At 38.8% G+C, this 14110-nt stretch carries 7 protein-coding genes; 4 read left to right on the top strand and 3 right to left on the bottom strand.

The genetic code is table 11. The annotated features are described in order from the left end of the window. Positions 1-154 precede the first annotated feature (154 nt). The 3 genes from RGQ13_RS12700 (at position 155) to cysB (ending at position 8669) form a co-directional block, all read left to right on the top strand. Entirely contained in the window at positions 155-4405 is a 4251-nt protein-coding gene (locus RGQ13_RS12700; RefSeq protein WP_348390118.1) for a beta strand repeat-containing protein, read from the top strand. A gap of 358 nt (positions 4406-4763) precedes the next feature. Next, entirely contained in the window at positions 4764-7469 is a 2706-nt protein-coding gene (gene topA, locus RGQ13_RS12695) for a type I DNA topoisomerase (protein WP_348390117.1), read from the top strand. A 225-nt stretch (positions 7470-7694) separates the two neighbouring features. Further along, on the top strand, positions 7695-8669 hold the full coding sequence (gene cysB, locus RGQ13_RS12690; protein WP_348390116.1) for an HTH-type transcriptional regulator CysB: 975 nt from the start codon (positions 7695-7697) through the stop codon (positions 8667-8669). 203 nt (positions 8670-8872) lie between these two features. Here cysB and RGQ13_RS12685 read toward each other — a convergent pair whose 3' ends face one another. The 3 genes from RGQ13_RS12685 to pabB all read right to left on the bottom strand — a co-directional run bounded on the left by RGQ13_RS12685 (position 8873) and on the right by pabB (position 12364). Next, positions 8873-10249, bottom strand: a complete 1377-nt coding sequence (locus tag RGQ13_RS12685) for an L-serine ammonia-lyase (protein WP_348390115.1) — start codon at positions 10247-10249, stop codon at positions 8873-8875. Positions 10250-10346: 97 nt separating this feature from the next. Beyond that, the gene (locus tag RGQ13_RS12680) at positions 10347-10916 is read right to left on the bottom strand and encodes a CoA pyrophosphatase (protein WP_348390114.1); all 570 of its coding nucleotides are present in this window, start codon (positions 10914-10916) and stop codon (positions 10347-10349) included. Positions 10917-10969: 53 nt separating this feature from the next. Next, complete coding sequence (pabB, locus tag RGQ13_RS12675; protein WP_348390113.1) at positions 10970-12364, bottom strand: aminodeoxychorismate synthase component I; 1395 nt, start codon at positions 12362-12364, stop codon at positions 10970-10972. A 184-nt stretch (positions 12365-12548) separates the two neighbouring features. Between pabB and RGQ13_RS12670 the strand changes: the two genes are divergently transcribed. Then, positions 12549-14072: a fumarate hydratase gene (locus tag RGQ13_RS12670; protein WP_348390112.1), complete on the top strand. Its 1524-nt coding sequence runs from the start codon at positions 12549-12551 to the stop codon at positions 14070-14072. Positions 14073-14110 lie beyond the last annotated feature (38 nt).

Here is a 14110-nt window from a genome sequence, read left to right as displayed (position 1 = left end):
TGTTAATGAATTTATTGTAATTAAAGCCTACTTTTATTGTTAACTATTTAAATTAAGTTGAGCAATAAATTTTTTGTAGTAAAAGGTAACAGTTTTGTAACCAATCGGTTAAGATAAAAATAATTAAAATAAAAATAAAGTCAGGGAGAGCGCTTTGATGAAGAAATTTCAGCATTTTTTTTACCTATTCTTACTCGTTTTTTTAACCGCTTGTGATGGAGATTCTTTTACCGCAGAAGATAAAGACGAAGTTAACCCACTAGAGTCAACGACCACCATAGAGCTTACCATAGATAACACTTATGTTGATGCTGCTACTCCTGCAACTGTAACTGCAAAAGTACAAACAGATGGAGTTGCTGTTGATAATATAGTAGTCACCTTTAGCTCTGAAGTAGGGTTATTTGATATTGAGTCATCTACTGCTTTAACCAATTCTGATGGTATTGCTACTATAGGGTTAACTGCTGGAGCAATTGAGGGAGCAGGAACAATAACTGCGTCCATTGAGTCCGGTGAAATTGGAACTATAGGTTTCGAATCTGCTGGTGACGGTATCGACCCTGATGCGAGTCAAAATCAAGGTGAGTCAGAAAATGTTGTCTTAGTGAATATGAGCATTTCAGCTAGACAAGTAGCTGCGCTTTCCGCGCAAATAATTACGGCAAATATTTCTGATCTTGATGGTCCAGTGGAAGGAACTGTTGTAGCGTTTTCTACTACGTCGGGCTATTTATTACCCTCTTCAGGCAGTGCATTAACTAACAGTAACGGTAATGCAACAATCATAATTAACGCCGATAATGTTGAAGGTGCAGGTACTGTAACTGCAACCGCTCCTAATGGCGAAAGTGCTACAATTAGTTTTAGTAATGCTGGTGATGGCGGTGTTATTGCTGGTAAGCAAGTCAAATTAAGTCTTTCAAACAACCAAGTTTCGTCAGCTAGCCCTGCGACTGTTATGGTTACTGTTACCGATGAAAATGGCGCTGTAGCTGGTGAAGTTGTTAATTTTTCAAGCTCTATAGGTGTCCTAAACCCTTATTCAGGAACTGCATTAACAGATGCTACCGGTGCAGCAACAATAACCCTTACTGCTGGTAATGTTGAGGGAGCAGGATTAGTAAGTGCGACATTGGCTACCGGCGAATTCGATTCTCTTGGTTTTTCAACTTCAGGTGATGCATCTGAAGTAGCAGGGAATGAAGTTTCTTTAACTATATCAACTACAAGCATCACAGATGGCTCGCCATCAATGTTAACTGCTACTGTGACAAATTCAGGTAACCCAGTGGGTGGTGAAGTTGTTAATTTTTCATCTACTTTGGGAACCTTATCTCCTGCCTCTGGAACCGCTTTAACGAATGCTTCAGGACAAGCTGTAATAACTCTTAGTGCAGGTACTAATGCCGGCGCGGGTGTAGCATCTGTCACTTTAGATAATGGTGCAAATGCTAAAGTTGGATTTGAAACTGCTGGTGATGCATCAGCTAAACTTGGTAAAACTATTGTTGTAACCCCAATTACAGATTTAGTTGAAAAATTAGCCCCAGTGACGATTATGGTTAAGGTTACAGATAATGGAGTTGATGTAGCCAATGAGGTTATTAGTTTTACAACAACATTAGGCGCATTTAATCCACTTTCTGGCACCGCACTAACAAACTCCACAGGTAATGCAATAATTGAATTAACAGCTGGTAGTATTGAAGGTGCTGGTATTGTTACGGCAAGTTTAGCTTCAGGCGAAACAGATACCAGTGGTTTTGCTACTAAAGGTGATGGCGATGGAATAACTGATAAGGTTATTGAATTAGATGCTATCGTTGGTACCATTAGTAATGCAGCCCCTGTAATTGTGTGGGTAACAGTTACTGAAAATGAACGACCTTCGGCAAGTGAAGTGGTTAATTTCTCATCTTCACTAGGTGTATTTGATCCAGTATCAGCCACTGCATTAACTGATACTGATGGTAGAGCTTTTATAGAATTGTCAGCGGGTGATATTAAAGGCGCAGGCATTGTTACAGCTACTTTAACTAGCGGTGAGTTAGATACAACAGGGTTTGCGACTGATGGTGATGCGCCAGCTATATTAGGTAAAGAAGTTGCTGTTAATGTTTTAACAAAAAATATAATAGGAACTGCAACATCAATTGTTGAAGCTACCGTAACCGAAAATGGGGCTTTAGTTGCTAACGAATTTGTAAACTTTGCCGCAACACTTGGCCTTCTAGACCCTAGAAATGGTACTGCTCTTACAGATGGCGATGGTGTTGCTTCAGTGACATTATCAGCAGGTACTGTAAAAGGGGCTGGTATTGTGACCGCAACATTATCAAATGGTGCAAAAGGTAACGATACGTTCACTACAGCAGGTGATGAAGTACTTGGCATTTATCTTGATGTAATATTGGTAGAACCCGATACGATCAACCCTATCGATACCATTAATACTACAACCCCTGGTCAGCTAATTGCTACTGTTAATGGCTTGGGCGTTGGTGAAAAAGTGTTAGTTACCTTTAGCTCTGATATTGGTGAAATTTCAATTCCAACGGCAATAACAGATGTAAACAACCAAGCTATTGTTGATATCTATGCTGGCAATGACATTGGAGCTGGTACCATTACTGCGTCGTTAGTATCTGGAGAAACAGGTTCAGCACTGGTTGTTGTTGGCGCCGCTGGTTTACAGATGCAAACTCCAGTAGTAGGGTTATCACCAATTTCTGCTGGTGGTTCTACCAATATATCGGTCACTATTATTGATACTAATAATGGTAACGCACCATATACTGAGCCTGTATTAGTGAACTTTAGTTCAAGTTGTTCTTTAGATGGTAAAGCGCAGCTCGATGAGCAAGTTTCAACGTTCCAAGGCACAGCTGTAAGTTCATATTTGGCTCAAGGTTGTACCGGCAATGATATTATTACTGTTACGGCCAATGCAGGAACAGAAAGCTTAACAGCTACTGCCGCAATTGATGTTGAAGCGGCTGCAATTGGTAGTATCATTTTTGAAAGTGCAACGCCAGAAAATATTTCTCTTAAAGGGATCGGTGGTGAGGAAAGCTCTACGGTTATATTCCAAGTGTTGGATGAAAATAGTAACCCAGTTTCGGGTGAGCAAGTAAGTTTTGAGCTTAATACAGTTGTTGGTGGCGTGAGTTTAAACCCTAATGTGGCAACAACTAATAGCAATGGTTATGCACAAACAGTGATTAATTCAGGCACAGTATCAACAACAGTTCGTGTAACTGCGACAGTTGATAACACAACTCCTAATATTTCATCACAATCGAATAAATTAGTCATATCCACAGGAATTCCAGATCAAGACAGCTTCAGTATTTCTGCCGAAACTCTGAATTTGGAGAGGATCTACGGTAACCAAACCACAATAACGGCAAGAATGGCTGACGCCTTTAATAATCCAGTACCTGATGGTACTTCGGTATACTTTACAACGGAAGGTGGGTTAATTGTTGGCGATTGTCAAACTGCTGATAGTGCGTGTTCGGTGACATTTACCGTACAAGATCCGATTCCAAGTGGTAATACTGTTGAAGAACCTAGTGTTAATTGGGTGAAAGGTGATGATGAATCTTTATTCCCATCCGTTATTAATTTAATGGGGCAAAACTATGGTGGACGTATCACCATACTAGCGACAGCTATTGGTGAAGAATCATTTGCCGATACTAACGGTAATGGCTTATTTGACGTTGATGAACATCCTCTATTTGACACTGGCTTTGATACATCTGGTGATGATTATGATATGCCAGAAGCATTTATTGATTACAATGAAGATAGTGTATTTAACCCAGCTGGCGGAGGAGAAGCTGGTGGTGATTCTGAAGAATTCGCTGATTTTGATGTTTCAGGTGATTATAATTCTAGAGATAATAAGTATACCGGTGTCCTTTGTGCCGAAGATGCAAAACTAGCTGATTTATGTTCACCTGTTCAGTCATTAAATGTGCGTGATTCTTTAGTATTAATAGTTGCGAGCCCGAGAGCTTATGCTGTTCGAGGTCAGACTATTGATGCTTTAGATGCTGATAACGCACTCTTGGCAGATGATGACGATAAAACGGTAAATATAGTTGGTGAAGATACTGGCCATGCAAGCATAATTATTTCTGATGTTCATAACCAACCAATGCCTAAAGGCACCATTATCGAGTTTACCTCTACGGTTGGTTCCATTGTTGGTCCTGATACCTTCACGTGGTCGAATGATAATCACAATGGTGGGCAAGAATTTAGTGTATCTATAAAAGGTGAAGATGAGGCTAAGTCAGGTAGTTTAATTGTTCAAATTACAACACCTGGTGGAACAACAACAACGAAGACATTAATTGATGTTGCTATTCTTGCTGTTGCAGTAGTACCTTAAATTAAATGTAAGTATATAAAAAGCCTCGAGAGAGGCTTTTTTTATGCATAGAAATTAATAACGGCTAAAAGTTGATTGTTATTTGAGCAAACAGTGCAAATAGTTAATAAATTTGAATATTTTTCTTTATGTTTTAATTTAAATTTTATTATGATGGCGCCTTTAATATTGCTTATTTTTAATAATGATCTTCAATAGCTAGAACAAAATTAAAAAAATAATTGCTTGTCAGTGGTAAAATTTACATATATACCTAATAGCAATTAACAATTTTTTTGAGTTATAAACTAAATTTAACTCATCACTACATTATTTCAGATTGAATAATCAAGGCCTGAATACAGGAAAGTAAACGTTTATGGCAAAATCTCTGGTAATTGTCGAGTCACCTGCAAAGGCGAAGACGATTAACAAATATCTCGGCAAAGACTTCATTGTTAAATCAAGTGTTGGTCATGTACGAGATTTACCGACAAGTGGAACCGGTAAAAAAGCAGCAACTAAATCTCCAGCTGAAGTTCGGGCGATGTCGCCTGCAGTAAAAGCTAAGTATAAAGCGAAACGTGAAAAAGTTGCTTTATATAATCGTATGGGTATTAACCCAGACAAAGACTGGGAAGCTACTTATGCGGTACTACCCGGCAAAGAGAAAGTCGTTGAAGAATTACAGAAATTAGCGGATAAGGCCGATATGGTCTATCTCGCAACCGATTTGGATCGCGAGGGAGAGGCGATTGCTTGGCATTTAAAAGAACTTATTGGCGGTGAAGATGAACGTTTTCGTCGTGTAGTATTTAATGAAATAACCCAAAGTGCGATTCAGGAGGCTTTTAAACAGCCTAGTGAGTTAAATATGAATGGCGTTAACGCCCAACAGGCACGTCGCTTTTTAGACCGTGTAGTGGGCTTTATGGTGAGTCCTTTACTTTGGAAGAAAGTTGCGCGTGGTTTATCTGCCGGTCGAGTACAATCTGTAGCCGTTAAACTTGTAGTTGAACGTGAACGTCAAATTAAAGCGTTTGTTCCGGAAGAATTCTGGGAAATAGAAGCTGACACAACCACCAATTCTGATGTTGAATTAAAACTAGATGTTGCCCGTCAAAACGGTAAAGCGTTTAAGCCAACTAGTGAAACGCAAGCGATGTCTGCAGTTGCAACATTAAAAGCAAGCGAATTCAAAGTCACTAAACGTGAAGATAAACCATCTAAAAGTACACCTTCGGCACCATTTATCACTTCAACGTTGCAGCAATCTGCAAGTACTCGTTTAGGTTTCGGTGTTAAACGTACAATGGGACTTGCTCAACGTTTGTATGAAGCCGGGCATATTACCTATATGCGTACCGACTCAACTAACCTAAGTAAAGAAGCGGTTAGTAATTGTCGAGATTATATTAGTAAAAACTTTGGTGATAACTATTTACCAGAGCAAGCAAAAGTGTATGGAGCAAAATCGAATGCACAAGAGGCGCATGAAGCTATTCGCCCATCTGATGTAACTAAAGAAGCCGCATTTTTAGATAAAATGGAAGCAGATGCTCGTAAATTATATGATTTAATTTGGCGTCAATTTGTTGCTTGTCAAATGACAGCTGCTCGTTATGATTTAACAACATTAACCGTTACTGCCGCAGAGTTCGATTTAAGAGCGAAGGGTCGAGTTATGCGCTTTGATGGTTGGACTAAAGTTCACTCAAGAAGTGCCGGCAAATCAGGTAGCGAAAATGATACGCATTTACCAGATATTGCGGTTGGTGAATTGGTAAACTTGAAACACATAGAGCCAAGTCAACATTTTACTAAACCAATAGCCCGCTTTGGCGAGGCTTCACTGGTTAAAGAACTAGAAAAGCGAAGTATCGGTAGACCTTCAACTTACGCATCAATTATTTCAACCATTCAAGATCGTGGTTATGTGCGTCTTGAAACTAAACGATTCTATGCTGAAAAAATGGGTGAGATCGTAACTGATAGTTTATCAGGTAGTTTCAAAAAATTAATGAACTACGATTTTACTGCAAATATGGAAATGCGTTTAGATGAAATTGCTGACGATAAAGCATTTTGGAAAGACGTACTAACTGAATTTTATACTGAGTTCACCGGTCAATTGGCATTAGCTGATAAAGATATGGATGAAGGCGGTATGCAACAGAATTTACCTGTTGTCACCGATATAGACTGTCCAACTTGTGGCCGTAAAATGGGCATTCGTACTGCCTCTACTGGTGTATTCCTTGGTTGTTCTGGCTATAGCTTACCACCTAAGGAGCGTTGTACTAAAACAATGAATCTTACCCCTGGTGAAGAAGCTGTTAGTGTTCTATCAGAAGATCAAGAAACTGAAGCCTTAATGGCGATGCACCGTTGTGGCAAATGTGGCACAGCGATGGACAGCTATTTAATTGATGAAACACGCAAACTTCATGTTTGTGGTAACAACCCTGTATGTGATGGCTACGAGCTTGAACTAGGTGAGTTTAAAATTAAAGGCTACGACGGTCCTATTTTAGAGTGTGATCGTTGTGAGTTCGATATGGAACTTAAAAATGGTCGCTTTGGTAAATACTTTGATTGTACCAATGAAGAGTGTAAAAACACACGTAAGCTGTTAGCAAGCGGTGAAGCGGCTCCTCCTAAAGAAGACCCTGTTGATTTGCCTGAGCTAAAATGTGAAAAATCAGAAGCGTTCTTTAAATTAAGAGATGGCGCTGCCGGTATTTTCTTAGCGGCAAGTACATTCCCTAAATCTAGAGAAACAAGAGCGCCTAAAGTTGCTGAGTTGCATCGCTTCAGAGATAGGATTTCAGAGAAATTTTATTATTTAGCTGATGCCCCTCAAAAAGATGCCGATGGTAACCCTTATATTGTGCGTTATTCACGTAAAACCAAAGAACAGTATGTAATGACCGAAATAGAGGGAAAAGCAACTGGTTGGGTAGCCAAGTATGTTGATGGTAAGTGGGCTGAAGAGCAAACTAAGAAAACGGCTAAACCAAAAAAGGCAGCAGCCAAAAAAGCTCCAGCTAAAGCTAAAGCTAAAAAGGCTGCTACTAAGAAGTAGTTCAGCCAATAGTTTAAATTTTGATTATATTAAGCCGCATTTATGCGGCTTTTTTTTAGCCATGGATGGCGATAAAGTCGACACACTCCATTTTTAACACCGAAATCAAACAAAAAGTAATAAAAAATTAGTTTTTATAACAAAAAATTAACTTTGCTATAGATTATATCTGAATATTGATATATATTTTGATTCTAAGAACGCAGCCATCTATATCAAATTAATATGAAACTACAGCAATTACGTTATATCGTCGAAGTCTTAAATAATAACCTTAATGTGTCAGCAACTGCTGATAGCTTGTTTACCTCGCAACCCGGTATTAGTAAACAAGTACGTATGCTGGAAGATGAACTTGGTATTCAAATTTTTGGACGTTCAGGTAAGCATTTAACTCACGTTACTCAGGCAGGCCATGAAGTAATTCGCATTTCTGCTGATATTTTATCGAAAGTAGAAGGTATAAAGTCAGTTGCCAGTGAATACACTCAACCTGATGAAGGAAAACTTAGAATTGCCACAACTCATACCCAAGCAAGGTATGCACTTCCTGAAGTTATCAGTGGTTTTGTTAAAAAATATGACAAAGTATCACTACATATGTACCAAGGTACACCTGCACAAATAAGTGATGCTGCAGCCAAAGGTGAAGCAGATTTTGCTATAGCGACAGAGTCTTTACATTTATACAATGATTTGATCATGCTGCCTTGTTATCACTGGAACCGTAGTATCATAGTTAGAAAAGATCACCCGTTAGCTAAACTCGCTAACCTTAAAATTGAAGATGTAGCAGCACATCCACTTGTTACTTATGTGTTTGGTTTTACCGGGCGTTCAGTGTTAGATAAAGCGTTCCAACGTGCTAATTTAAAACCTAAAATTGTTTTTACAGCAACAGACGCTGATGTAATTAAAACTTATGTTCGATTAGGTGTTGGTATTGGCGTAGTTGCAACTATGGCAATTGATCCTGAGCAAGATAAAGACTTGGTTGTGCTAGATGCAAGTCATTTATTTGAGCAAAGTACGACTAAAATAGGCTTCCGTAGAGGTACTTTTTTACGTGGTTATATGTTTGATTTTATTGAACGTTTTGCGCCTCATTTAAATAGAGATATCGTCACCAAGGCTATGTTGCTTAAAAACAATGACGAAATTGAAAAGTTGATTGGTGATATCAGCTTGCCGGTTAGGTAGGCTTGAGAAACGAGAAACGAGAAACGAGAAACGAGAAACGAGAAACGAGAAACGAGAACTGTGAAGTGACACCGATTTAGTGGATAGTTTTTAAGTTACGTTTTGAATTAAAAAAAGCACCGCTAGGTGCTTTTTTCGTTTATGGGTTGCGCAGGTTCTTTATTTAAAAGACGTTGAAAGCTCTTCGTCTCACTTTTCTTAATCTAACATTCAATAATGTTTACCGCTAAACCGCCGCGAGACGTTTCTTTATATTTGGTCTTCATATCGTTGCCGGTTTCCCACATGGTTTTAATCACCTTATCAAGTGATACTTTTTGGGTACCTGTGCCACGCATTGCTAAACGAGAAGCATTAATCGCTTTAACTGAACCCATTGCGTTACGTTCAATACAAGGTACTTGTACTAGGCCGCCAACTGGATCACAGGTTAATCCTAAATTATGTTCCATGCCAATTTCAGCTGCATTTTCCACTTGTTTAGGATCACCACCTAATATTTCAGTTAATGCACCTGCCGCCATTGAACAAGCTACACCTACTTCACCTTGACAACCTACTTCTGCACCAGATATAGAAGCGTTGGTTTTATACAAAATACCAATAGCTGCAGCGGTAAGTAAATAGCGGATACAATCATCATCAGATACTGGTTTAACAAACTTATCATAGTAACAGAGTACGGCCGGTAAGATACCTGCAGCGCCATTAGTTGGAGCGGTTACAACTTGTGAACCAGCTGCATTTTCTTCATTTACAGCTAAAGCGAAAAGGTTAACCCAGTCCATAGCTTGTAATGGGTCGGCATTTTTTTCTACTGATAATAAGCGAAATAAGCTTGGTGCTCGGCGAGTCACTTTTAAACCACCAGGTAATATTCCTTCGGTTTTAATGCCACGATCAACACAAGCGTGCATTGCTTTCCAAATTTTTATCAGTTCAGATTTGATAAATGCTTCACTGTTTAAGCATTTTTCATTGGCCATCATAATTGAGCTGATACTTAACCCACTATTTTTACAGTGTTCTAAAAGTTCATTGGCACTGCTGAAACGATACGGACGTTCGATATTGGTATGTAAAGATAATGCTTTATCTTTTTCTTGTTCAAATTCACAGTCTTCAACAATAAAGCCACCGCCGATCGAATAATAGGTTTTTTCTAACACAATATCATTGCCGTTAAAGGCAAAAATAGTCATAGCATTAGCATGGGCTGGCAGTGTTTTTCGGCGATGATAAATAATAGCATCTGCTTTTGGAAACGAAATACTAGTTTCATTGTTTAAGATAATTTGCTCTGTAGCAACAGTATTTTCTAGTATGCTATCTATTTTTTCTACTGCAACAGACTCTGGCGCTTCACCATGTAAACCAAGTATTACGGCTTTACCCGTACCGTGGCCAATACCGGTTTGTCCAAGAGAGCCAAATAGCTCTACTTTTATACGATTTACATCATTAAATACGCTTTCTTGCTTTAATGAATCGATAAAACGGTTCGCCGCTCTCATTGGTCCAACAGTATGAGAACTAGAAGGTCCGATACCAATAGAGAACATATCAAATACACTGATCATAATAAAACCTGAATTATTGAGCGATATTTTTCGCTTAACTGAAATTATGTTCGGATTTTAACTTAAAAGTGGAACTAATCTCAATTTTTAAAGTGAATTATTTTAGATGGCCAACGAGATCTTTTAAAATTGCCGCCGTAGCACCCCAAATATTGTAGTTTAAATATGGCATAAAATAGATATTATGCTCAATTCCTTGGCGTTTAAGCTGGTAGGTTAGGTGGTTTTTTTCATTAATAAAATGTGGGAAAGGTACACTAAATACTTCTTCGACTTCATTTGGGTCAATATTAAATGGGTAATCACCTGGAATGAAACCAATAATTGGGGTAATTTTAAACCCTGTTATGGTGTGATAGTCCTTTAGCTGGCCAACTATAGCGACATCTTTGCGGTTTAAACCAATCTCTTCTTCAGCTTCACGTAATGCGGTATCGGTTAAATCAATGTCTGTTGCTTCAACTTTACCGCCCGGAAAGCTTATTTGCCCTGGGTGATGTTTTAAGTGTTGAGCTCTTTTCGTTAATATAACCTCTATACCTTGTTCAGTTTGAACCAAAGGTATTAATACACTGGCATGTTTAAGGTTACCTGCATGATGGTAGCCACTTTCAATATCACCTAAGTGATGGAAGGAAAAACGTTGTAAAAACTGCTGCTTATCCATTTGCCAAATCCGTTTTTGTATAGCTTTATAATTATCAATTACACCGCTTATTGTTATTTTAGTATAGGTAGTATTTTATTAACTTTATCAAAAGTTTCTTGGTATTCACTGTCGACATTTGAGTCAGCGACTAAGCCGCCTCCAGCCCAGCAATGAATTTTTTCATTTTCACATATTAATGTTCTGATAGTTATGCTGGTATCCATTTTTCCACAGGCAGAAAGGTAACCTACAGAGCCACAATAAACACTACGGCGGTGAGGTTCAAGCCCTTCAATAATTTCCATGGCTCTAATTTTAGGAGCACCCGTGATAGAACCCCCAGGAAACGCACCTCGCAATAAATCGGTGCCATCAAACCCTTGCGCTAACATGCCTTCAACAGTGCTGACTAAATGATGCACGGCAGGAAAGCTTTCAATAGCAAACAGCGAAGGAACGGTTACCGTACCTGCACGGCATACTTTTGATAAATCATTTCTTAATAGATCTACTATCATCAGGTTTTCTGCACGATCTTTGGCTGAGTTTTGCAGATCTATTGCATGTTCCCTGTCAAATTCACTAATAGTTGAGCGAGGTCGAGTACCTTTTATTGGTTTAGATTGTACTTTTTGATGCTTAAGCTGTAAGAACCGCTCTGGAGAGACACTTAAAATGACACCATCTTCGATACGCAAAAAGGCAGAAAAAGGGGCGTTATTACTATGTCTTAATTTTTTATAGGCGTTAAACTCATCACCTTGATACATTGCACTAAAGCGTTGCGCTAAGTTAATTTGGTAACAATCGCCAGATAATAAATAATCTTGTACTTTAAAAAACTTATCGGAATATTGCTGTTTAGTCATATTTGAACGCCAATCAGTGGCAAGCTCAAATGGCGCTGACTTTGACATCGCTTTACTCAGCTTGTTTTCTATCTGCTCTGTTAAATATTTTAAGTTGTCATCAAAGCTAACTAAACAAAACTGTTGTGTAGTTCGATTATAAATAATTGCCGACTTATAAATACCTACCGCCATTTCTGGCATAGTAATATCAATAGAGCTTGTAGCAGGGATTTCTTCAAAACGACGGCCTAAATCGTAACTAAAGTAGCCAACAGCACCACCACAAAATGGAATATTTTCCTGTTCTTTAATATCTGAAGGGAATACTTTTTGTAGCGTTTGTTTAACTAATAATAAAGGGTCGTCAGTAGAAACTTCTAACTCGTTTATTTTTAACCAATGAATGCGTGTTGAATTAATCGAAGTTTTTAAGGTTACAACCGGATCAAATACCATGATGTCATAGCAACAGTCGACATGATCACTATTGCCAGAGTCTAGCCAAAAAGCCCAATTCTCATTTGACCAAGCAGAAAATAGCTGTTCAGGTGTTAAATTTTTTGCAGCCGTTAACTCACAAGTAAAATAGGGAGGAGAAGAAGTTTTGTCATTCATTACTTGGTTTTAATTCCTAATTGCAGGCAAACATACACAATGGTGTCAGTATAGCGATTGTTGGCGCTATTGTAGCAAAAAAATATTATGAATATAGCGAAATGTCTAGTTGTTGAAGATATTTGCCTGTTGTATTATATGTATACTTTTACACACCGTTACATTACATAACAACGAGAATAATATGACTGTTATTAAGCAACAGGATTTTATTGATAGCATTGAAGATGCTCTACAATATATCTCTTTTTATCATCCTTTAGATTTCATCCAAGCCCTTGAAAAAGCTTACAATAAAGAGCAGAGCACTGCTGCAAAAGATGCAATCGCACAAATCTTAATTAATTCTCGCATGTCTGCCGAAGGCAAGCGACCTATCTGTCAAGATACAGGTATAGTGACATGTTTTGTTAAAGTGGGAATGGGCGTTAAATGGGATAATACCGATTTAACCGTACAACAAATGGTTGATGAAGGTACGCGTCGTGCATACTTAAACCCTGATAATCCTTTGCGTGCTTCTATTGTTAAAGATCCTGCTGGAAAACGTATTAACACTAAAGACAATACGCCAGCGGTAGTACATATAGATTTAGTTGCCGGTAATGAAATTGAAGTGATGATTGCTGCTAAAGGCGGCGGCTCAGAAAACAAAACTAAAATGGTGATGTTAAACCCAAGCGATTCAATTGCTGATTGGGTTGTTAAAACACTGCCTACAATGGGCGCAGGTTGGTGTCCTCCAGGAATGTTAGGTATAGGTGTTGGCGGTACGGCTGAAAAAGCAGGTGTTCTTGCTAAAGAAAGCTTAATGGATCCGGTAAATATTCAAGACTTAATTGAACGTGGCCCACAAAATGCTGAAGAAGAGCTACGTTTAGAAATTTTTGAACGTGTAAATAAATTAGGCATTGGCGCACAAGGCTTAGGTGGTTTAACTACCGTTGTTGATGTAAAAATTAATTCAGTGCCAACACACGCTGCTTCTAAACCTGTAGTGATGATCCCAAACTGTGCGGCAACTCGTCACGTACATTTCCACCTTAACGGTTCTGGTCCAGCCGATTTAACACCACCTAAACTTGAAGAGTGGCCTGAGATCACTTGGGAAGTTGGTGAAAATGTTCGTCGAGTAAACGTTGATGAATTAAGTAAAGCCGATGTAAGTGACTGGAAAACTGGTGAAACCGTATTACTTAGCGGAACTATTTTAACCGGCCGTGATGCGGCACATAAACGTATTCAAGACATGTTAGCGAAAGGCGAAGAATTACCAGTAGATTTCACTAACAAGTTTATTTATTACGTTGGCCCAGTTGATGCTATTGGTGATGAGGCAGTAGGCCCAGCAGGTCCTACAACAGCAACACGTATGGATAAATTTACAGAAATGATGCTAGCCGACACCGGACTTTTAGGCACAATAGGTAAAGCTGAGCGTGGAGCTGCTACAGTAGAGACTATTAAAAACCATAAGTCGGTGTACTTAATGGCAGTTGGCGGTGCGGCTTACCTTGTTTCTAAAGCAATCAAAAAAGCGAAGGTGGTTGCCTTTGAAGACATGGGTATGGAAGCTATCTATGAGTTCGAAGTAGAAGATATGCCGGTAACGGTAGCAGTAGACAGTACGGGTGAGTCTGCTCATGTAACCGGGCCTGCTATTTGGAAAGCAAAAATTGAAGAGTTAGACACAAAACTAAAAGCCTAATTCATCTAAAATCATTATAACAAGCGCTCTTTAGGGCG

The organism is Thalassotalea psychrophila, from assembly GCF_031583595.1.
In the GTDB taxonomy this organism is placed as follows: domain Bacteria; phylum Pseudomonadota; class Gammaproteobacteria; order Enterobacterales; family Alteromonadaceae; genus Thalassotalea_A; species Thalassotalea_A psychrophila.
Note: the sequence above shows the minus strand (reverse complement) of the source record. Positions and strands in the feature narration are given on the sequence as shown.